Origin of the sequence: Paenibacillus sp. FSL P4-0081 (assembly GCF_000758565.1) — a bacterium.
Classification (GTDB): domain Bacteria; phylum Bacillota; class Bacilli; order Paenibacillales; family Paenibacillaceae; genus Paenibacillus_AQ; species Paenibacillus_AQ phytohabitans.
Map to the genome: position 1 here is coordinate 7,491,487 of NZ_CP009280.1, position 22,467 is coordinate 7,513,953.

Below are 22,467 nucleotides of genomic sequence, written 5' to 3' on the forward strand. Positions count from 1 at the left end.
CCGCCCATGCTGCTCGCGGGCCTGCCCGGCAGCCGGGATATTAATTCTCTTTGCGGTAGGCCGACGGGGACACTCCGACATATTTGCGGAATTTGGCATTAAAATAATCGGAGTTCATATAACCGACCCGCTCTGCAACCTCATAGACCTTCATGCCTTGGGTCAGGAACTGCTTGGCTTTCTCAATTCTGACTTTATCCAGATACGTGTTGAAGTGTTCTCCCACCTGATTCTTGAACATTTTGCCCAAATACGCGCTATTATAGTTGAAAATTTCGGAAAGCGAGCCCAGCTTCAAATTCTCATTATAGCGGCGCTGGATCAGGTCCGTGATCCGCTTGATTTCATCTCCGCGCCCGCCGCTGCCGATCAGCCCGGAAATTTGCTCCATATAAGCGGATACCAGCTGCTCCACATCATGCAGGTTAGCACTGCTGTACATTTCACCCATAGGCGAGGCTTGACCGGCAATCAGTGCACGGATGTCCGGATTCGCTGCCTCCAGGCGGGCGATGGTACTGCTGACAATCCGCATCAGATTATCCTTGATATAAGTTTCTTCGCGCCGGGCATGAACCAGCTGGCGGACAATTTGCCCTATAAGCCCGCGGGCCACCTCACCGCTTCCGGCCTCAACAGCAAGCAGCAGCTGTACCTCTACATCCCGCTCCGGGTCCGGCTCCTCCTCGAATTCTCCTGTCCTCTTCACGGGTTCATTCCAGTTATCCGGCTTCCCGCTGAGCAGCGTGTCCTTCTGCCCGAAAAAAGCATCGTCCAGCCGGGCACGTGCTGTGGCAAACGACAGGAACGCCTCTTCCGGGCTGCCGGCTGCACCGCCTGCTGCGGCCTGAAACTCCAGTCCTTCCTTCGCTGTAATATAATGCAGCTCCTGCCATAGCGACTCCCGGGCACTGTCATTTGCAAGCGGTTCCTTCAAAAGAATCCCCATATACGGGGGAAGCGTGAAGAATAAGCCGCGCTCTTCCTCTTCCAGCCAATGCCTCTCCATCAGGCTCTTCACCTGTTCCTCACGGCTGTCCTCCCCTTTGTTAAGCCCTTTCAATTCCAGCAATATCACTTCGCAGCTGCATCCTTCCAGCCCCAGCTGAGCCGCAGCCTCTGCGGAAGCCTCTCCGCCTTCCTTCGGCTGCAGCAGCTCGCGCAGCAGCACTTCGGTGGTCTTCGCCGGCTCCCCGGACTGCCATTCGATCATCCGTTCTTCCAGGCTTATCTTCTCACGCAGCTCCTGCAGATAGGTGATCAATTCCTCCTCATCGACCGGCTTAAGCAAATAACCGTCGATATGGTAGGCAATCGCCCGTTTGGCATATTCAAAGTCGGCATAGCCGCTAAGAATCAGCACATGGCAGTTAGGGCTCTCTTTGCGGAGCTCGGAGATCAGTTCCAGACCGTCCATCCCGGGCATGCGGATATCTGCAATCACAAGGCCGGGCGCGAGCGCATGGAACTTGTCCAGTGCTTCATATCCGTTCGCCGCTGTTGCCACTACGGTGTATCCCTCTTCTTCCCAGGGGATCAGCGTCCGCATCCCTTCTCTTAGCTTGGGCTCATCATCTACAATCAGTACTTTGATCAATATGGGTTCACCCCCTCATTTAAAAAGAAAACAGCTGCCACCCTGTGAGGAATGGCAGACATTAAGTGCTGGATATACGACTGGTATAAAATGAACAAATGATCTCCCATTAGGCGAGGACGTAACTACAGTGAATATTTGGACTTCCGGCCGCTGTTGTCCCCAGATTTCTTGAATTCAAACCGCTGTTCGCGGTGGAAATCCGCAGACTGATGATGCTTCCGGAGCGAGCTTTCCTGCGGAAAGCTTTCAGGCGGACGCTGTCGCTCCTTCCAGTTCCAAAATTCCCCTCCGTTACTATAGCCCTTTTGGTATGGAATTAAGTTCAACTTATACAAGTTCATTAAAATATGGGATAGTTTATATTTTACACTAAATTATTTGCGATACAAAGCCAGCTTCTCATTCAGTTCGCGGGTCTGGCCGTAAACATCCTGGTACAAGGCGAAGATACCGTCGTAGATTGCAGCCTGCTCTGCATTAGGAGTGTAGGTTTCAGCCGGACGGATGAAGGCTTCCGCGCACGCTCCCAGCGATTCAAACCAGCCGGCACCGTAAGCAGCCAGCATCGCTGCGCCCATAGCCGGACCTTGCTCGCTCTCCAGCTTGATGATCGAAGCGCCGAAGATATCGGCCTGCATCTGCAGCCAGGCCTCATTCTTGGCGCCGCCGCCGATCGCTACCACCTCGGTGATCTCTTTGCCGGATTCACGTACAATCTCAATCGATTCACGCAGCGAGAAGGTGATGCCTTCCAGCACAGCGCGTGTAAAGTGGGACAATGTATGGCCGGAATCCATGCCGATGAAGCTGCCGCGGATGTTCGCATCCGGATGCGGTGTACGTTCTCCGCTGATATACGGTGTGAACAAGAGGCCGCTGCTGCCGGCCGGGATATCATTAACGCCGTGAAGCAATTCGTCGAAGCTCTTCTCAGCCGCAAAGGTTTCCTTAAACCAGGTCAGACTGTGGCCCGCTGCCAGTGTAACGCCCATGATGTAGAAGGCATCCTTCTCACTATGGTTGAAGAAATGGACTTTGCCTTCAAGGTTAAGATCCTTGTTGCTCTCATAAGACAACACGACTCCGGAAGTACCGATGCTGCACATCGTCCGGCCTTCACCCAGAATTCCGGCACCGAGTGCGCCGCAGGCATTGTCTGCACCACCGGCGAACACCTTGGTGGAAGGCAGCAATCCGGAAGCTTCGGCAATCTCCGGAAGCAGGGTTCCGGTCTGCTCGAAGGATTCCACAAGTCTAGGGCAGATAGAGAGCGGCAGACCGAAGGCTTCGGCAATCTCCGGACTCCACTGCTTGGAGCCTACGTCGAGCAGCAGGGTTCCGGCTGCGTCTGAATAATCCATAGCGTAGTCACCGGTCAGGCGGTAACGTACATAATCCTTCGGCAGCAGGAACAGCTCAGCCTGCGACAATACCTCCGGCTCGTTCTCTTGAACCCAAAGAATCTTCGGAAGCGTGAAGCCTTCCAGCGCGCGGTTTCTGGCAATTTCGATCAGCTTGCCGCCAAGCGTCTTCTCAATCTTGCGGCACTGGGCTGTTGTGCGTGTATCGTTCCACAGGATCGCCGGACGCAGAGCCTTACCTTCGCCGTCAACGAGCACCAGTCCGTGCATTTGACCGGAGAAGCTGATTCCGTCCACTTGCGAAGAATCTACACCGGATACCTCCATCAGCCGCTTCAGGCTGACGATTGTTCCTTTGACCCAATCCTCCGGATTCTGCTCACTCCAGTTCGGCTGGGGTCTGCTGAGCGGATAAGCCTCAGAGTGCTCGAACGCAACTTTGCCCTGGGGATCTACCAATACAGTCTTCACTGCGCTGGTTCCGAGATCGACACCGATTACATATTTCATAGTTATCCTCCTAAAAGTTATATGAAGCATTACTTCTATTGGAACATCTCCGCAATATAACTCGCCTCGTAAGCATAATCTTAAGTTTTGCGAGCTTCTGCTTCCTGAATTCACTTCGAGCAAAACTCGCTTCGTAAGCATCTGCTTAATTATATGAAGCATTAACCCTATTACCGAAGCCTGTGCATCAGCCATTCTACGCCGTGCACATCTATTCTCCACCAATAAAAGGGGGCTGCCGAAGAATGCTCTCTTCAGCAACCCCCGTTGCGTTTATCCTCTGATGAATCTGCGGCAGCTGCCGCAAATCCGGTGCAGTCTTACTCTACTGTCAGGATGTACTGGTTAAGTGTAGCTCTTAGCAGTTCCTGGCGTCCGGACTTGTTCGGACGCGGGTTTTCGTTGTTCAGTGCATAGTCAGCAAGCGAAGCAAGTGTCGCTTTGCCGGATACGATGTCCGCGCCGATACCTTCATTGAAGCTGCTGTAACGCTCAGCAATGAAGTTCTCGAATACGCCGTCTTCCAGCAGCTTAGCAGCTACCTTCAGACCCTTGGCATATACGTCCATACCGGAGATATGTGCCAGGAACAGATCCTCAGGCTCGAAGGAAGGACGGCGCACTTTGGAGTCAAAGTTGATTCCGCCTTTGCCCAGACCATCGTTCTTCAGTACTTCGTACAGAGTCAGAGTAGAATCGTAGATGCTTGCAGGGAATTCATCGGTATCCCAGCCGAGCAATGGATCGCCCTGGTTCGCATCAAGCGATCCCAGCATGCCGTTGATACGGGCTACGTGCAGCTCATGCTCGAACGTATGGCCGGCCAGTGTGGCATGGTTAGCTTCAAGGTTCAGCTTGAAGTGCTTATCCAGGTTGTACTTCTGCAGGAATGCGATACAGGTTGCTGCATCGAAGTCATATTGGTGTTTGGTAGGCTCTTTCGGTTTAGGCTCGATCAGGAACTGGCCGTCGAAGCCGATTTCCTTAGCATAATCAACAGCCATGCTGAACAGGCGGGCAATGTTGTCCTGCTCAAGACTCATATTGGTGTTCAGCAGCGTTTCGTAACCTTCACGGCCGCCCCAGAATACATAGTTGTCAGCGCCCAGACGTTTACCAACTTCTAGACCCTTCTTCACTTGTGCAGCAGCGTGTGCGAACACATCAGCGTTGCAAGTGGAGCCTGCACCGTGCATGTAGCGCGGGTTGGTGAACATGTTAGCTGTGTTCCACAGCAATTTTTTGCCGGAAGCCTTCATGCCTTGTTCAAGGATATCTACGATTGTATCGATGTTGCTGTAGAATTCACGCAGGGACGCGCCTTCAGGAGCGATGTCCACATCATGGAAGCAGTAGTACTGCAGATCCATCTTCTCCATGAATTCGAATGCTGCTTCTGCACGGGCTTTAGCCTTGTCCAGTGTGCTCAGCTTATCCCAAGCGCGGACTGCAGTTTCAGCGCCGAACGGATCGGAACCGCCAGCTGTTAATGTATGCCAATATGCCATTGCAAATTTCAGGTGCTCTTCCATAGTTTTGCCGGCAACGATTTCTGTAGGGTTGTAGAATTTGAATGCGTAAGGGTTAGTGGAACGGCTTCCCTCGTAAGAGATCTTGCTCACTGTTTCAAAATAAGCCATTTGTAAAATCCTCCTCGATATTTTGCTTCGCCCGCAAGCGTTTACAGCAACATCTTATCACATCTTCAGGACTTTGTATATTGGTTAAACAAAGTTTTTGAGAACTTTTATTTTGCCTGTTTTTTATTCTGTGCCGGGCAGAGCAGCCTCTCTCTTCTCGCTTGATTTTCACCTGATGATGCTGAACATAAAGTACCCTCCGGCAGTGCAGCCTATGCGTATAACTGTAATTTCCCCGCCTCACCCGGACGTTAATCTAGTTGCTTTTTGCCGCTCTTCATTCTAGACTAAATGGCATACCTTCTCCGCGTAAGCGCTGCTTCAAGGCTTAATGCATTACGTATGCGGGAAAACCGAAACCTATAAGCTCCGCCCTGATCGAGTGCCTTCCTCATTGTTATGTGACGTACTCAGCAGGCCGGATAGTCTTATATTTCAAAAAAGGAAGTGTGCTTCTTGAAAGTTACCGGTGATCAGGCGCTGGTCAAAAAAATCAACAAATCGATTATTTTACATACGATCCGTATGCAGTCCCCCGTCTCCCGGGCCAAGGTGTCCGAGATGACAGGCCTTAATAAGGCTACGGTCTCCAATCTAGTCGCCGAGCTCTGCGGGCAGGAGCTGGTTACCGAAGCCGGTCCCGGAGAATCCAGCGGGGGACGCAAACCGCTTATGCTGCATTTCAACGAAATGGCCGGAAGCGTTATCGGGATCGAGCTGCGTGTTAAACAGCTTAAGGCCGTGCTCTGCAATCTGGGAGGCGGTATTCTTCATGAACGGGATTGTGCGCTGGAGGCCCACGACTTCCCTTATGTACTGGGGCAGATGCAGCAGATGATCTCGGAGCTGATTGCCGAGGCGCCTCCTTCGCCCTATGGCATTGTCGGCATCGGAGTCGGCGTGCCGGGAATGGTGGATGAACACGGAGTCGTCCTGTTTGCGCCCAACCTTGGCTGGGAAATGGTCGATCTGCGGTCGATTCTGGAAAGCGCCTTCGCGGTTCCGGTCACCATTGACAATGAAGCCAATGCCGGGGCACAAGGGGAGCTGAACTTCGGGGCGGCGCGAGATGTGCGCCATCTGCTGTATATCAGCGCTGGTTCGGGGATCGGGTCCGGAATCATCATCGGCGGAGAATTGTATAAGGGCGCACGCGGATACGCCGGGGAGACCGGGCATATGACGATTGAGGCGGAAGGCAAGCCCTGCAGCTGCGGCAGCCGGGGCTGCTGGGAGCTCTATGCTTCGGAGAAAACATACGATAACCCCGGCCTTTCCCTGCCTGCCCGCACCACGACCGAACTGGTGGCGTATGCGCTGGAGGGGCAGCCGGATACCCTGCGCCATTTTGGCTCCATCGGGGAATATCTGGGCATCGGGGTCACTAATCTGATCAACAGCTTCAATCCGGAGCTGATTGTCATTGGGGGTGCTCTGTCTGAAGCCGAACCGTGGCTGGGCGAGCCGCTGCGCCGGGTAGTAGCCGAGCGTACGCTTCCTTACCACAAGCAGCAGCTTGAGATCACTTTCTCCAGGCTGGGCAGCCGCGGAACGATGATTGGCGCAGGCTTTTCTGCAGTCATGCACTTTCTCGGCAACATCCGGGTAACCCTATAGACTAGTAGAAACGGGTGCCTTCCTTTTTTAGGAGGGCACCCGTTTTAGAGAGAAATAGAAGGATAATTTTAGCGTAGAATATACAAGCTCTTATATTTTCGTAAAATTGCCGCATTTGCAGCAGCATTTCCTGCACTAAAAGGAATAGCAATCCTATATAATAAGGATATACGTGTGACATTTATCACCATACCCCTTTTTCTGAATGGAGAGAGCGTCCATGACCTATGTTGATACGTCAGATATTTCGGCGAAGATATTCATCACCGTGCTGCTGCTGCTGCTTATTATCGCCCCACTCATCAGCCTTGGCGTCCTGCGCCTGTTCCAATCGAGGAAGAAATCCGGATTCATGCTCATTAGCAGCGGCATTGCCGTATATGCTGTTTTTCAAATTGTCATGTCGTTTACCCATACTTAGCCTAGCGGCCTCCAAACGGGGTTCACGCTTGCAAGACAGCGACATCTTGTATCCCCTTCATGTATCTGTTTTAGCGGGAAATACAAAAAGCAGCCTGGATTCAAAGACTGCTTTTTGATATATCCGTTGTTCCCCTGGTGCGCAGTACACACTTAAACCGCTCAACCCCCGGATATTTTTCTCCCAGACTGTGAATCTCATACCCTGCCTTGCTATAAAAGCCTACCGCATCCTGATCCGTTTCTGCCCTCAGCACCTCTACCTGCTCCCAACCGGCAATTTCTGCGATCATATTGCTGCCAATCGTGCGTCCGCGCCAATTCTTCTGGACAGCCAGATGTCTGATCTCCACCTCATGTGCAGCAGCGCAGCTGATTCCTGTGATTCCGGCCAGTTCCCCGTTAATGAAGCAGCCAAACAGCTCACAGCCCTCCGCAGCAAGGTATCTCTTCAGCTCTTCGTTAACTCTCTGATCATCCGTCCACATACATTCTGCGAGCAGGCTCTTCACCGCATCGCTGTCCCAGTAATTCTTTAAGCTGATTAACAATTCACCCTTCTCCTCTCATTCAGGACAACGAAAAACCGCCTCCGGAGGGAAGCGGCTACTGTATTCTCCTTAAGTCCGGCCAGCTATTCCTTAAATCGTAGCCAAAGCCTTGTCGAACTTGGTTTTGTTCATGCCGACGATTTTGAACTCACCGATAACCGTAATAGGAACAGCTCTCATTCCCATATCCCATACCTGCTGTGCATAATCATCGTTCTGCTCGATGTTGCGCTCTTCGTAGGCTACACCTTTATCGTTCAGGAAGCTCTTCACCTGACGGCAATGCGGACAATTGGTTGAAGTGTACACAATTACATTCTCCATAGTATGATCTCCTCCTAATTTGTAAGTATAAGAATCTGTGATCTATTGTAGCACCGGAGTGCCTTCTATTCCAAATGGAATCTTACAGAATAACCGCGCTGTGCTCCAGGCTCTCGATATATTTCTCGGCATCCATCGCCGCCATACAGCCGCTGCCTGCAGCCGTAATCGCTTGTCTGTAACGGGTATCCTGCACGTCACCGCAAGCAAACACGCCGGGAATATTCGTCTCGGAGGTTCCGGGATTCGACACAATGTAGCCGTTAGCATCCGTAGTGATTTGTCCGCCCAGGAAAGAAGTATTCGGATGATGGCCTACAGCTACGAATACACCGCTGGCTTCAATGAATTCTTCTTCACCGGTCTCATTGTTAATCACCTTCAGGCCAGTCACACCTTTGTCTCCGGCAATAACTTCAACAGGCGTACGGTTGAGTCCCCAGGTAACTTTGGCATTGTCACGTACACGGTCCTGCATAATCTTGGAGGCACGCAGCTCTTCGCGGCGGTGCACCAGGGTTACCTTTGACGCGAATCTTGTCAGGAAGCCCGCTTCCTCCAGCGCCGAATCGCCGCCGCCGACAACCACGATTTCTTTGCCGCGGAAGAAGAATCCGTCACAGGTTGCGCAAGTGCTGACACCGCGTCCGATATTATCCTGCTCCCCGGGAATTCCGAGATATTTCGCTGTAGCACCGGTGGAAATAATCAATGTATCTGTAACCAGTGTGCCCATGCCTTCAACATTCAGCTTGAACGGACGTTCACCCAGCTCTACACTGTTCACCCAGCCGGTAACGAACTGTGCTCCGAAACGTTCAGCCTGCTTGCGCATATTGTCCATCAGATCCGGACCCAAAATGCCTTCCGGGAATCCTGGGAAGTTCTCGATTTCTGTTGTAGTCGTAAGCTGTCCGCCTGGCTGCGGACCTTCAATAACGAGCGGGCTCAGGTTCGCCCGGGCCAAGTATATGGCAGCCGTCAATCCGGCCGGTCCAGTACCTACAATAATTGATTTGTACATGATTATATCCTCCTTGAGATGGACGGCAAAGACGCCATTTCTTAATTAAAATTATTATAATGTAGTATTTATTATGATCATCTCAAGGGAATATGTCAATATGCCAGACACGGTGAAAACGTTCCTATTTTGTGAACAATTCAATTTTAAGCAATTAAATATTTGGCAGGGCCGGTTAAACGGTCGTTCCGGCTTTTTTAGCGCAACAGACGCAGTCCGTTAAGGATTACAAGAATGGTGCTGCCCTCATGGCCCACCACGCCAAACGGCAGCGCGATCCCCTGTACAAAGTTACTAATCATCAGTGTAGCTATCACCGTCACGGCAAAAATCATATTCTGCTTCACAATCCGCTGCGTGCGGCGGGCCAGGGCAATCGTAGAAGCGATCTCCTCGATATTATCGTTCATCAGCACCACGTCGGCAATCTCCAGCGCAGCTCCGCTGCCTTTCATGCCCATCCCCATACCAACCGTTGCTGTAGCCAGCGCAGGCGCATCATTAACACCGTCACCCACCATAATCACATGGCCGTATTGTTCACGAAGCGATTTGATATGCGATACCTTATCCTCCGGCAAAAGACCGGCGAATACCAGGTCCACTCCGGTCTTCCTGGCAATCACCTGTGCGGTGGCCTCACGGTCACCGGTAAGCATCGCTACCTTAATGCCCAGCTCCTGCAGCTTGCGCACCGCCGTCTCCGCCTGGGGACGCACCGTATCCTGCAGCGCAATCATTCCGGCGATGGTGTCTCCGGCGAGAATCAGCGATACTGTCTTCCCTTCCTGCTCCAGTCGGCTGCGCAGCGCTCTCCAGTCTTCCGAACCCTCCTGCGGTTCAGCGCCGTCCACTTCATCCAGCAGATTGGACTTGCCGATCCTCCACAGCTGGCCGTTAATGGTTCCCTCAATGCCCCAGCCGGTAACCGATTTGCTCTCTTCAATATTGTGCAGCTCTACCTGCTCGGCTTCGGCAAGCGCAACAATAGCCTCCGCAAGCGGGTGGCCGGACAGCTTCTCAATCGAAGCACTGACGGCCAGCAGCTCTTCGCGTCCATACCCTTCTCCGGCGATAAAATCCGTGACCTGCGGAACGCCTTCCGTCAATGTACCCGTTTTGTCAAAAGCAACTACAGAGGTGCGTGCCATATTTTCCAGGTGGACACCGCCTTTGAAGAGAATCCCTTTGCGCGCACTCTTCGAGATGGCCGACAGCATGGCCGGCATAATGGAGGACACGAGTGCACACGGAGAAGCCACTACCAGGAAGACCATTGCTTTATAGAAGGTATCGCTCCAGCTCCAGTCCAGCAGAAACGGCGGCAAAGTGATCAACAGGGCCGTTGCGGCTACTACAACGCGGGCATAGACGGATTCAAGCCGTTTGATAAAACGCTGTGAATCCGGCACTTCATTCTCGGCTTCTTCAACCATCCGGATGATCTTGGCGAACAAAGTATTTTCTGCCGATTTGGTAACTTCAATATATAGCGGGCCTTCGCCATTCACTGTACCGGCGAACACTTCACTTCCGGCTGCTTTGTCAACGGGAAGCGATTCTCCGGTAATGGACGCCTGATTAACAGAGGATTCCCCGCGGCATACCTTGCCATCTGCAGGGATAAGCTCCCCGGGACGGACCAGCAGCAGATCTCCGATGGCCAGCAGATCAATCGCCACCTCATTCATTGCCCCCTGCTCAATGCGCACACCCGTGGCAGGTTTGAGCGCCAGCAGCGAGGAGATATCCTTCTTACTGCGCTCCATCGTGTAACTCTCGAGCGCGCCACTCAGCGCGAAGATGAAGATCAGCATCGCGCCTTCATTCCAGTAACCGATGGAAGCTGCGCCTAGAGCCGCAGCAATCATCAGCAGATTGACATCCAGATCGCGCTCCTTGACCAGCGTCTCCACGCCTTCCTTCGCCTTGATCCAGCCGCCTATCGAATAGGAGATCACATAGAGAATAACGGATATCGTCTCAGACCAGCCGCTGGCTGCCCAGGCGATCAGCATCATCAGCCCGCTTCCGAGCGCTGCCTGCATTTCGGCGTTTGAGATCATAGCCAGCGGATCGAAGCGGCGCGGCTCCGGCGTCCGCGGCTGCTTAGCGCCTCCTTGACGCGCGATGGATTTAGGCATTTCTTTCGAGGTTGCTTGCATTATAAATCACCTTCCTGATTGTAGTTGTATAAGAGGCACACTTGAGAATGAGAGCCAGAATGAGAACCATTATGATCCGACTGAGAATGAGAGCCATTATTAAGACCCTTAAAATGACACATGCTGCCCCGGCTTAGCCGGGACAGCATGTTAAATGAGAATGATAATCATTGTTGCGATAATGCAACTATATTTCCTCAATGCAACTTATAGCTATACTATATCACGCCCGGCGGAAAAGTAAACCCGGAAACAAGCCTGTTTTTTCGGAGGGTTGACCTCCACCTTGAGCAAAGCCCGCGTGCCGGTTGGGGGACATTTTGAGGGAAGTTTTGAGGAAATTATGGAGGCTGCTGAGAATGGCACTGGTATTGCGAGCGAAAGGTGTGTGGAGTTTGCATAAGCCGGCTGCTGAGTGCTGTTATGAGAGTCCGCCCATATGATGCTATATAGAGTGAACTTAAGTATCTAACTTGCTGCATGGGCGGAACCCTTGGGTAGCAAGGGGTTCGTCCATCGGCAGGTCATCATTCTTAGGTTCAGCATATATAAGTGGAAAAACGTATCTTAATTCGGAAGAATGGAGTGATTTCAAGCAAGCAATTGGAAAAAAGGCATTTAATTCGGTTCATTTACCTTCATGTAGCTCATACGCAGCGATTTAAGTGCTGTTTATCCAACTGCTGTTTCAGCAGACGCTCTTCGTTCATCAGCAATTTGAGAAAATCCAACTGCTATTTCCGGCCGCCGCAGCATCCCGTGACGGAGAATTTGAGGATAATTGCTATTTCGAGGGATAAAAAAATGCCCGCCATAATTCTGCTGGTGCAGCTGGCGGGACACTTTTGAGTATGCATTAAGCTCTGCCTACAACTATAGTAGAACCTCCACTTTCACCGAGCTACGATCCGGATAGACAGGAACTACCGTACCTGCCAGCAGTTCACCGTCAACACGGATTTCCTTGACGCCTGTGCAGACACCGTTCTCGTTCTTCACGGTAATCTCATACAAGCAGCCGCGGAATCTCCGGGAAACGGAGAAGCCCTCCCAGGAAGACGGGATGCACGGGTTAACCGACAGTCCGCCGAGTACGGGCTTAATGCCCATAATATACTGCGTAGCGGCTACATACATCCACGCAGCAGTTCCGGTCAGCCAGGATACATTCGCCAGCCCGAATCTGTCAGATTCCGGTCCGAACAGGTTGGAGGCATAGACATACGGTTCCGCTTTATAGCGCCATAATCCGGCTTGCTCCATCGCAATATTAGGAATCAGCTGGCGGTAATATTTGTAGGCCTGATCTCCTCTGCCCAGCATGCATTCCGCAATAATCGCCCAGGTATTGGCGTGGCAGAAGACGGCCCCGTTCTCGCCTGTCCCCTTGTTGTAATTGGTCAATGGATCTGCAGGATCGGGGAAATTGGTAATGGACGGGTGCAGCTTCTTAATGCCAAGCTCCGTATCCAGAATGTCGCGGACACTGTCCATGGCCTGGAGCGCTTTATCAGGCTCACCCATGCCGGACAGGGTTGCCCAGGTCTGGGCGTTAAGCCAGATCTGGGCTTCATCATGCTCTGCGGTGCCCAGATAACGCCCGTCATCCATGACTGCCCGCCGGAACCATTGGCCGTCCCAACCGAGCGTGTTCACCAGCCGCTTCTGCTCCTCGTACAGCCTGTCATAATCCGCCGCATGCTCCGGATGACCGGCTGCCGCCGCCAGGTCCTTCATGCGCAGCAGCACGGTTCCGAACTGCATCGCCGTCCAGATGCTCTCCCCTCTGCCCTCACGGCATACGCGGAACAGCTGGTCATTCCAGTCCGAGCGGAGCATCAGCGGGAAGCCGTTCGGCCCCAGCCGGGAGACGGTGAAGTCTACCGCACGCTTCAAATGATCATACAGCGGTGCTTCCCCGCCATCATAGAAAGGCAGACTCTCCTGCAGGAATCCGGCATCGCCGGTCTCTGCGAGAATATCCCATACGGCCAGCGCCGTCCACAGGTGGTCATCCGAGTGAATACTGGTCACCGGGTCCCAGCCCTCATTCGGGAAAAAGTAATGATTCACATGTCCGTCCTGATACTGCTGCCCAAGCAGCAGGCGGACCTTGTCTTTGGCCGCCTCCGGATCTAATGGAACTGCGGCCAATATATCCTGGGCTGTATCCCGGAAGCCTACTCCCCGGAATGTTCCCGTAGCATAGAACGAAATATTGCGCGAGAAGAGAAAGTTCCGCTGCGACTGATACGGATTCCAGATATTGATCATGCGCTGCGCATCTTTATCCGGCAATTCGCAGTTCCAGGCGCCCAGATAGCTGTCCCAGTTCTCCTTAAGCGCCGCAAAGGAACGGGTGACGAAATCCGCCTCCCGGGAATGGCCGATGGCCTGTTCGATCTCTGCCTCATTCTTCGCCGTCCCCAGGAAGAAGTTCACGGTACGGGTCTCGCCGGGCTGCAGCCTCACTTGAACCTGAAGCGCTCCGCAAGGATCTCCGCCAAGTATTGTCGAGCCGGTACAGCCGCCCTGCTCAACCGCAGCCGGATTCGATTCACTGCGGTAGCTGCCGATGAATTCCTCCCGGTCCCCGTCATAACCGGCCAGAGGCGCATCCGACATCATATAGACCAGCGGCGTCTCATCCGGCTTGGGCTGATTCTCAACTCCGTACTTGTAGATAAGGGCTTCCTTGTCATGATACTGCACCGACACCTGATGCTTGTTGTAGCATTGCCATTGCAGCTCGCGCATGAATTCCATCATGCCAAACTCGGCATAGGCATACACGTTCAGCTCCTTGACCTCTGTACTATGGTTAGTCAGCGTCAAATTCCAGATCAGCGAGTTCTCGTAAGGTCCGACAAAATAAACGGTCTTTGCCGAAACTTCATCCTGCGCGGCTTCAAAGCGGGTATACCCCATGCCGTGGCTGCTCTTCCACTCCTGCGGCTTCTGAAAAGCAGGCTCATAGGTAGGGCACCAATAGCTGCCCGTTCCGGCATCCTGCAGGTAAATATAAGGACCGGAACGGTCGGTCGGCAGATGAAAGAAACGGTAGCGTGTAATCCGCCAGATCTGCGGGGATTTATAAAAGGCTAATCCGCCGCCCGCATGGGACAGCATGGTATGGAAGGTGCCGTTGGATAAATAGTTCAGCCATGGGGTCGGCATATCATGGCGCTTGAACTCTACCTCCTTCGCGTCATCGCGGAAGGTGAAATACTGGTCCAGCTCCTGCCCGCGGGCAAACGCGCTGCCCCCGGCTGCCGGTTTTGCAGCCTTGTTACTCTGTGTGCGGCCGGAATGGCCTGCCGGATGGATTGTTCCCGGTTGGTTCGTCATTAGTCTGGCTCCTCTCCATTTAGGATTACTCATTGCTCATTCTTATTGCTTTTTGCTTATTTAGGCTCAACCTCATCCATTGTCATGCGGAACTCCAAATCATTCATATATGTGCCATCCGGGTTCAGGAAAACCATGCCGAAGGAGATATCCTCCCGGCCTCTCCGGATGATGGCAACCAGCCGGTTGATTCCTTTTCTCAAAATGATCTCCCGCTCCGGCTGAGTCACATGCTGACCGTTCATATAAATCTCATAAGCACATTCTGAGTTCACCCGCAGCCTGCCGGTCCGGATATCCGCAGGTTCCCCGCTGCCCGAGACGGGCGCAGGCAGATGCACGAAGCAGCTCAGAAACAGCGGACGGCCTTCCGGCGCCGGGATCAGCAGCGTTCCGTCTTCGCGCCGTTCTTTTTTCTTCATCCAGCCGTACAGGCCTTCACCCAGATTGTTCAGGGAGAATTCAGGGTCGGTATAGTAATCCTTCATGGCCTGATAATCGGTATACGGCGGACAGAACAGCGTCATCGCGGCTTCCACCGCCCACTGCGCATCTCCTTTATCCAGCTGCAGCAGCTCATCCGCGAAGTCGGCCCCCAGATTGCCCAGCAGGCGGGTGTACAGCCTCAGGCTTTTGTCACTGCCCGGGTCGGTGAGCAGCTGCGAGCAGATAATCTCACCCTCGCCGACTGCCTGGCGGATCACAAAAGCTCCGGGAGCACAGGCCTTGCTGCGGTTCAGCTCGACCAGCGCCAACCTGCTGTATTCCGCCGTATGCAACCCGGCGAAGTAATCCTTCCAGGCTGTGCCTTCCACGCTGGTGCACAGCACCTCCGCGCCCTGCACCTCCAGCCTGTGACCGGCCAGCTCCCGGTTGACCACGTCCCGGGGCGAGAGATGCACCTTGTCGAACCCGAACAGGTCGACAGGGCTGATCCCGCAGACGGCGGCGTGCGTGTAGTCCGCCGCCAGATGATAGGTCCCGTGCGGCGCTATACGCACGGGGCGGTCCAGCAGGCGGGCAAGCGCCTCCTGCCCGCCTGGCTCTGCAGGCAGCACCAGCACTGTGCTGCCTGCTTGCGCTGCCTGCCGGACGGCTTCCGCCGCGCCCGGGCCGTGCAGCAGTCCGGCCTCCACGACCAGGAGGCCGGGGTTCAGGCTGGACAAGCCTGCGGCGCTGTCCAGCCTCTGGCCCTTCAGGCGGAGCTTGCCCAGCAAGGCTTCCGCCGCCCCGCCGCTGCGGACCCACACCGCAGCGGGCACCGGTGCAGCGGCCGCGTGGACTGCGCGGCCCGCATACTGGAGCAGGCTCCGCAGCAGCAGGCAGGCCTGGGGAATCCGGTGGAGATGATCCATGATCTCCAGCTGATTCGCCAGGAACATGCCCGCTCCGCTCCGGTACTCCAGCAGCGGCGACCACAGATCGCCGCCGTCTCCAAAGTCACCCGCGCTGCATTCCAGCAGCAGGGTGAAATCACCGGTCACCGGCTTCTCGAACGCTGCCCGGATAATCGGCAGCGGCCCGTCCTCGCGCAGCCCCTCATGCCAGTACATGAGGTCCTCTGCTCCCAGGCCCCGAAGCACCGGATGTCCATAGTCGCCTGCATGGGCACGGATGAATTCCCTGCGTACCAGCGAGAGCCTGCCGGGGGAGAGGTGAAGCTGTTCCAGCAGCAGTAATCTGCCACCCCGCTGCACGTAGCTTCTCAGCTTCCGGTCCAGCGCCCCGTCCTTGTCCTGCATGCGGCTGCCGACAATCAGCAGCGTCCCGCCCGCAAGCCGCTCTACCGCCTCCGCTTCTGCCCGGACCAGACCGGGCACCAGGGCGCGGATCGCCTCATAGTCCCGGTCAGAGCCTATATAAGAAGCGGGAAGCGCTACTTCTACCGGCTCTGTCTTGCAGCTTCCGGACAGCAGCCGGTAGCTTAACTGAAGCTCATGCTTCAGCTCCGTGCCATGGAACAGCCGGGCAGACAGCACCGCTTCCGCTTCTGCTACTCCTGCTGATGCTGCTGGTGCTGCTGGTGCTCCCACCCCTACTCTTACTTCTGCACCATCTCCTGCTCTTGCTTCTGCCCCATCTCCTTCTCTTGCTCCTGCCCCATCTACTGCTCTTGCTCCTACGCCTACGCCTTCATCCCCTCCCACTCCAGCTCCTTCGCCATTGACCGGTTCCGGCATCCATTCCAGCCGGATGCTCCGGCGGGCGGCAGGCTCGTGGCGGAAACGGAACGTCTCGCTATGAACCACATGTCCGCCTTGCCGGACTGTGCATTCAACAGTCACTTCCTGTTCTGCCAGCGTATCGTTGTAGACATCGAAGCTGCGGCGGACCGGCTCATCATCGAAGAAGCAGCGGTTATATTCGGCGGCAATCAATGTTACCGGCTTGAAGGCTTCAGCCATAATGGCAAAAGCGGGATTGGCCTTGAATGCCGGATATTCCTCCGGCAGCAGCCCGTTGTTCAGGGAAAGGGAGTAAGCCGGAATTACCGCAGGCTTAGGGCCTGGTGTGGTCAGGTCGGCAGGCGGCAGCTGAATATTCCGTTCCGGCATCGCCCGCATGAAATAATGGGCGAAGTTGAAGGTAGAGATACCGGAGACACCTTGGCGGCGTGCATACTCCACGAACAGCCTTTCCTTCTGGGCCAAGCCGGCAGCACTTGCATCTGAGTCACGGTATGCATCCAGTCCGACATACATGCTGCTGTTCTGCGGGCAGATGTACCACCATCCGCCATGCTCGCCGAAGGTGAGCGGAACGCTGCGGTCCCACTGCGCGATCGTGCCGTCAATGTTGTAATGGCGGCTCTCCACCTCTGTCCCTGGCTTGGTGACCAACCGGTTATCCCCTTCCACCATAATCGGGCGGGTAGAATCAAGGGCTCTCATCAGCTCCATCAGACCCGGGATATGCTGTTTGTAGGTATCCCGGCCGTCCACCCAGCGCATCTCGTTCTGCACGCTCCACAGAATGACGGATGGGTGATTCTTATCCCGCTGTACCAGCCGCTGCACATGCGCCCGGCAATTGGAGATGAAGTCAGGGTGAGCAGCATCCATGGTTTTGCTCGACCCGTAGATTGCTGTCTCATCGACAATCAGCATCCCTTCCTCATCGGCAATCCGCAGATAATCAGCCGGATACGGCTCGGCATGCAGCCGGATGCTGTTGATGCCCGCCTGTCTGCACAGACGGTACCAATTGCGGATATAGTCTTCTGTCTGCTGCGCCGCCCCCTGGAAATGCCAGGAATCGCCCCGCAGGTTAACGGGAATCCCGTTCAGCATGAACTGCGGGCCTTCGCACCAGAACTCCCGGAAGCCGAATACATCGGTCCGACGGTCAAGGACCTCCCCGTCTGCCTGAAGCTCCAGCTCCAGCTCATATAGAACCGGGTGATCCGGACTCCACAGCACAGCATCCTGCCAGGGCAGCGCAAAAGATGCTCCGCCCCACTCCCGGCTGCCGGTGTTCCAGCATAATTGCCGTCCTTCTCCTGCCTGCGCAGGCAGAACATCTACTCCTGCTTCCGCTTCAAGCACCGGCAGCGGCTCTGCACCCTTCACAGGCAGGGTACCGGCCTTCCGTTCCCTGACTTTCAGGAACACCTGCAGCGATTCCACCGCAGGTCCGCCGGATTCCGTCCCAATAAGGGCCTCTACTTCCAGCATGCCCTGCCGGACAGAGGTGCGGATCGTGAGATCCTCCAGCGATACAGGCGGGTAGCCTTCGAGGAAGACATCCTGCCATATTCCCCTTGCGATCCTGCCGAACCACGAACCGGCAAGTCCGGTGATTCTCTCCTCCCCGGAGGGGAGCACCGCCATGTCGAAGCTTCCGCATACCACATGCAGCTGCTGCTCCCGGCCGGGCTGCACCAGCCGGGTGATATCCAGCCGCAAAGGCAGATACCCGTCCTCCCAGACGGCAATCCGCTCGCGGTCCAGATATACCGCTGCCTTCTGCATGATTCCATCGAAGCGCAGCACAATCCGCTGCCCCAGCATAGTCTCCGGCACCTGAAAAGAACGGTGCAGCACCCCAGCCTCGGCCGCATTCCATTCTCCCGGGTAGCCGTACACATCAAACGGCACATAGTTATGGTCCGGTACTTCTCCAAATTTGCTGCCCGAAGGCGTATTATAGCTGTGGCGCCAGCTCGAAGGTACCTGTATCTTGCGCGCCTCATATTGCAGCCTCTCAGGAAGACTGCGGCAGCGCGGCTGATCGTAGAGTGGCATGAAATCCCATTCGCCGTTCAGGCATATGGATGTGCGCAGCATATTCATTCTCCTTTTCCCCTTTGCGGGAGGTTAATAGTTAGGACAGGTGTAAGCTTTTTCCAGATTTCCTGATCCGGCTCTACATTCTTCCACTTGATAAAATGCGGCTCCATAACCTCTCCCCACTGCTCCGGACGCAGATTGGTTGTGAGTTTCCCCCTATAGGGAGCGGGCTCCACGGTTGCGGGCAGCTCGGAATAAAAGAACAGCAGGTTCTCATGAAGACCGATGATCCCGTATTTGTCACCGTCTCCCGGGCGCTCCTCCTGATATTGATAATGGTAATAGACATAGCTTGAGACCTGCTCCGGCTTGAGTACTGCCAGCCTGCCGTAGGGCGCCCCCGGAACCTGGTTGCGCTTCCAATGCTGCCCGGACACCGGCTGCTGATAATGAAAAATGTCCATCATCGGCACCCACAGCCGCGGGTACTCCCCGCCCGGCCAGACCTTGAGGATCTCCAATGCGCCCGGAAACAGCTGCTCCGGCTCAACCCCCATGCCGCTGCATTCGTAATATAGAAACAGCCCCTGGCCGTCTTGAAAGATGCTTAGCCAAGAAATGCCCAGCCAGTCCATACGTTCATTAAGCAATTCCACCTGTGAGCCCAAAAAAGCAGCCGCGCCGCAGCCCTCTCTGCATTCGGCTCTATATAAACATCTCTGCATAAATTCCCTCCAACCGTGTGTCATCTTCCTCTTAAGATTAACGCAAACGGCGGAACGGTTCCTTGACGATCATGCCCTTCTTTAGCATAATAACGACATGACAAATAAACTCTATGCACGGGATTTAGGACTCGAGCCTGGCTTTACTTTCCGCATTCAGAAATGCCCGCTGACTCAGGATTATTATGTTCACTGCCATGATTTCTCGGAGCTGGTGGTCATCCTGGAGGGAAGCGCAATTCATATCATTGAAGGAAGGGAGTACCCCGTATCGGCGGGTCAGGTGTTTTTTATCCACAGCGATATTTCGCATGGGTACAAAAATGTGCAGAATATTGAGTACATTAATGTGATGTTCCATCCCGATCAGCTGCTGCAGCTGCCTGAGCTGAAGCTCCTGCCGGGGTTTCAGGCGCTGTTCTATCTGGAGCCGTTCTTCCGCAAAGAGATGTATTTCAAAGGCATGCTCTCCTTGCAGCCCGCGCAGCTGGAAGAGGCTACTGTTCTGCTGGACCGGATTCTGGAGGAGTATGACCGGCAGTCTGACGGCTACCGGCTGATGATCCGTACGTATTTCACCGCGCTTGTCGGCACACTATCACGATATTACCGGCAGAATGGCGGCGGAACGGAGAACAGGGCGCTGCAGATCGGTGAGGCGGTTACCTATATTGAGGAGCATTTCCTGCAGCCTATTTCACTTCAGTCTCTGGCAGATCTGGCTTATATGTCGAAGCGCCAGTTCCTCCGCGTATTCACCCGGAATTATCATACGACGCCCATGGATTATGTCATCCGCAAACGGCTGGAGTATTCCTGTACGCTGCTGCGCAATGCCGGATTCACCATCTCACAGGTGGCCATGGACAGCGGGTTCCGGGATCATAATTATTATTCCAGACAATTCAAAAAAGTGTTCCTGTGCACGCCCTCCGAGTACCGGATGCATAAGGCCGGAATGTAGCGGCTGACAAGCGGAAAACTGCAGTTTTCTCAAAAACGGCAACCGGGATATTGTTGCGGGTTTGGCTGATTGTACTTTGTGCAATAAAACTCCTTTGGAATCGCGGAAAAATGATATTCTATTGCATTTCATACAGTTGATTATGGGAAAAGGGGCAAAAAACAGCGGAAACCTGAATTTCTGCTGTATAATGTACAACAGATTTAATTTCCAGGCTGATTTAATGTTCTTCTGTTGTACAAAGTGCAATAGAACCTCCTCGCCCCTAATAGCTGTATAAGACAAATAATCCAACCCCCTGCGGCCATTCCCAGTTGTCCATCGAGATGATGCCAATAGGCGCCGTTTCCTGAATGGAGCCTCTCATATCCTTCATCCGCTCAATGACGCGGCTATATGCCCTTCGAGTACTGTCCGTGATACTGCTTCCATAATGCTCCTCCTTGTGGATGTCCTGACCAGAGCTTGGGGCTGCCGAACCGCCCTCTTCGCCACCCCAGTGTAGTCAAGCGGCGGAATGCCGTCCATTAACAAGAATCTTGCTAATCGCTTTCATTTCTGGCATTGTTCATGATGGGGCTGTATCCGTCATAAGGAGGAACACATGCTCACGATCACATTCTATATAGATTGGACCTGTAAATTTAATAATGGGAGAAGTAACTTAGAGAAATCGGCAGACTGGCAGCGCCCCGAAGAGCAAGGCCTCCACGGAGTCAGGAACAAATCCCAAATTATAAATTTCCAGTTCAATCTACATAGAGAGAAATCAGGGAGGCTAACAGGTAATGAAAATCAAATTTGATCTTTTTCCGGGCGGCGTTACTAAAGCGCTAACATTAAGCTGGGATGATGGAAGAATCCACGACAGACGTCTTGTGGAGATCCTTAACCGGCATGGGCTAAAAGGCTCCTTCCATTTGAATTCAGGATTCTTCGGCAATGAGGGCTACATCACGGAAGAGGAAGTAGCTTCCCTCTATGGGGGGCATGAGATTTCAGCACATACGAGCACTCATCCCTTTCTCTCCATGACCCCGCGTGAGGGCATCGCCGAAGAGATTCTGAAGGACCGCAGACATCTGGAAGCGATAGCGGGCTATCCCGTAAGGGGGATGTCCTATCCGTTCGGCGATTACAGTGATCAGGTGCTGAGCATTCTGCCGGCGCTGGGGATTGAGTATTCACGCACGGTGAAGTCGCATGGCAGCTTCAGCCTGCCGGACAACCTCCTGGCTTGGCATCCCACCTGCCATCACCGCGACATGCTGGCGCTGGGCAAGCAGTTCCAGGAGGAGCAGCCCCGGTTCTCCCATATGCAGCTTCTGTATGTATGGGGACACAGCTACGAATTCAACGACAACAACAACTGGGAGGAGCTTGAGCAATTTGCCGATATGATGGGCGGCCGCGAAGAGATCTGGTATGCCACCAATATTGAGATCGCCGACTATCTGACCGCTCTAAAAGGACTGCGCTTCTCCGCTTCCCGGGAGATGGTCTATAATCCGTCGGCAGTGGATGTATGGATCACCGCCGGGGACGAGGCATGCCGGATATCCGGAGGAGCTACGGTTCAACTGGGTTAGGAATTGCTGTGGGTTTGTTAGGGAGCGATGAATGGCTTATGAGCATTCGGACGTGGTCGTGGTCGCGGCACGGTTGCGGACAGGAACATAGTCGCGGGCTTGGGGATGTTTGTAGCCACGGTTGCAGGCGTGGCCGGGGGCGCGGGCACAGATACGGTTGCAGGCGCGGCCAGGGGCGCGGGCACAGACACGGTTGCAGGCACGGCCAGGGGCGCGGGCACAGACACGGTTGCAGGCACGGCCAGGGGCGCGGGCACAGACACGGTTGCAGGCGCGGTAAGGAGAAATGTTGTATAAATTGCAACTTTGATTCATTAATCCCTGGGTGTTTGAGAGGATTGTTGTACAAAATACAAGAATTCTCTCGCTGAGCGGCTTTGGGGATGAGAAATGCTGTATT

General features: G+C 54.2%; 15 protein-coding genes. 5 read left to right on the forward strand and 10 right to left on the reverse strand.

All coding sequences use genetic code 11. The features are described 5' to 3' along the window. Positions 1-40: 40 nt before the first annotated feature. The 3 genes from P40081_RS31810 to xylA all read right to left on the reverse strand — a co-directional run bounded on the left by P40081_RS31810 (position 41) and on the right by xylA (position 5,111). Positions 41-1,597, reverse strand: a complete 1,557-nt coding sequence (locus P40081_RS31810) for a response regulator transcription factor (RefSeq protein WP_042140028.1) — start codon at positions 1,595-1,597, stop codon at positions 41-43. Positions 1,598-1,974: 377 nt separating this feature from the next. After that, positions 1,975-3,471 carry a xylulokinase gene (xylB, locus tag P40081_RS31820; RefSeq protein WP_042140030.1) on the reverse strand — a complete coding sequence of 499 codons (1,497 nt, stop codon included), beginning with the start codon at positions 3,469-3,471 and terminating at the stop codon, positions 1,975-1,977. Between the two features lie 320 nt (positions 3,472-3,791). Then, entirely contained in the window at positions 3,792-5,111 is a 1,320-nt protein-coding gene (xylA, locus tag P40081_RS31825; RefSeq protein WP_042140031.1) for a xylose isomerase, read from the reverse strand. 456 nt (positions 5,112-5,567) lie between these two features. Here xylA and P40081_RS31830 point away from each other — a divergent pair, with 456 nt between their 5' ends. Both P40081_RS31830 and P40081_RS31840 read left to right on the forward strand, forming a co-directional pair. Further along, a complete protein-coding gene (locus P40081_RS31830; protein ID WP_039308600.1) occupies positions 5,568-6,728 on the forward strand; it encodes an ROK family transcriptional regulator in 1,161 nt (386 codons plus the stop codon). 220 nt (positions 6,729-6,948) lie between these two features. Next, positions 6,949-7,149 (forward strand): hypothetical protein, encoded by a 201-nt coding sequence (locus P40081_RS31840; protein ID WP_042140033.1) that lies wholly within the window; start codon positions 6,949-6,951, stop codon positions 7,147-7,149. A 100-nt stretch (positions 7,150-7,249) separates the two neighbouring features. Here P40081_RS31840 and P40081_RS31845 read toward each other — a convergent pair whose 3' ends face one another. From P40081_RS31845 to P40081_RS31875, 7 genes are all read right to left on the reverse strand, one after another. Beyond that, positions 7,250-7,699 (reverse strand): GNAT family N-acetyltransferase, encoded by a 450-nt coding sequence (locus P40081_RS31845; RefSeq protein WP_042140034.1) that lies wholly within the window; start codon positions 7,697-7,699, stop codon positions 7,250-7,252. A gap of 90 nt (positions 7,700-7,789) precedes the next feature. Next, on the reverse strand, positions 7,790-8,023 hold the full coding sequence (locus tag P40081_RS31850) for a glutaredoxin family protein (RefSeq protein ID WP_039308604.1): 234 nt from the start codon (positions 8,021-8,023) through the stop codon (positions 7,790-7,792). Between the two features lie 82 nt (positions 8,024-8,105). Next, positions 8,106-9,047, reverse strand: a complete 942-nt coding sequence (gene trxB / locus P40081_RS31855; protein ID WP_039308607.1) for a thioredoxin-disulfide reductase — start codon at positions 9,045-9,047, stop codon at positions 8,106-8,108. Between the two features lie 197 nt (positions 9,048-9,244). After that, positions 9,245-11,212: a heavy metal translocating P-type ATPase gene (locus tag P40081_RS31860; protein WP_042140035.1), complete on the reverse strand. Its 1,968-nt coding sequence runs from the start codon at positions 11,210-11,212 to the stop codon at positions 9,245-9,247. 873 nt (positions 11,213-12,085) lie between these two features. Then, a complete protein-coding gene (locus P40081_RS31865) occupies positions 12,086-14,560 on the reverse strand; it encodes a GH36-type glycosyl hydrolase domain-containing protein (protein WP_042140036.1) in 2,475 nt (824 codons plus the stop codon). Positions 14,561-14,616: 56 nt separating this feature from the next. Next, positions 14,617-18,852 (reverse strand): glycoside hydrolase family 2 TIM barrel-domain containing protein, encoded by a 4,236-nt coding sequence (locus tag P40081_RS39620; protein ID WP_231575229.1) that lies wholly within the window; start codon positions 18,850-18,852, stop codon positions 14,617-14,619. Then, positions 18,849-19,514: a hypothetical protein gene (locus tag P40081_RS31875; RefSeq protein WP_231575230.1), complete on the reverse strand. Its 666-nt coding sequence runs from the start codon at positions 19,512-19,514 to the stop codon at positions 18,849-18,851. Before P40081_RS31875 ends, P40081_RS39620 begins: the two co-directional genes overlap by 4 nt. 97 nt (positions 19,515-19,611) lie before the next feature. Here P40081_RS31875 and P40081_RS31880 point away from each other — a divergent pair, with 97 nt between their 5' ends. The 3 genes from P40081_RS31880 (at position 19,612) to P40081_RS31895 (ending at position 22,364) form a co-directional block, all read left to right on the forward strand. Beyond that, positions 19,612-20,478: a helix-turn-helix domain-containing protein gene (locus P40081_RS31880; protein WP_042140038.1), complete on the forward strand. Its 867-nt coding sequence runs from the start codon at positions 19,612-19,614 to the stop codon at positions 20,476-20,478. Positions 20,479-21,266: 788 nt separating this feature from the next. Beyond that, positions 21,267-22,067 (forward strand): polysaccharide deacetylase family protein, encoded by an 801-nt coding sequence (locus P40081_RS31890; protein WP_042140039.1) that lies wholly within the window; start codon positions 21,267-21,269, stop codon positions 22,065-22,067. Between the two features lie 105 nt (positions 22,068-22,172). Continuing rightward, entirely contained in the window at positions 22,173-22,364 is a 192-nt protein-coding gene (locus tag P40081_RS31895) for a hypothetical protein (RefSeq protein ID WP_156118741.1), read from the forward strand. Positions 22,365-22,467 lie beyond the last annotated feature (103 nt).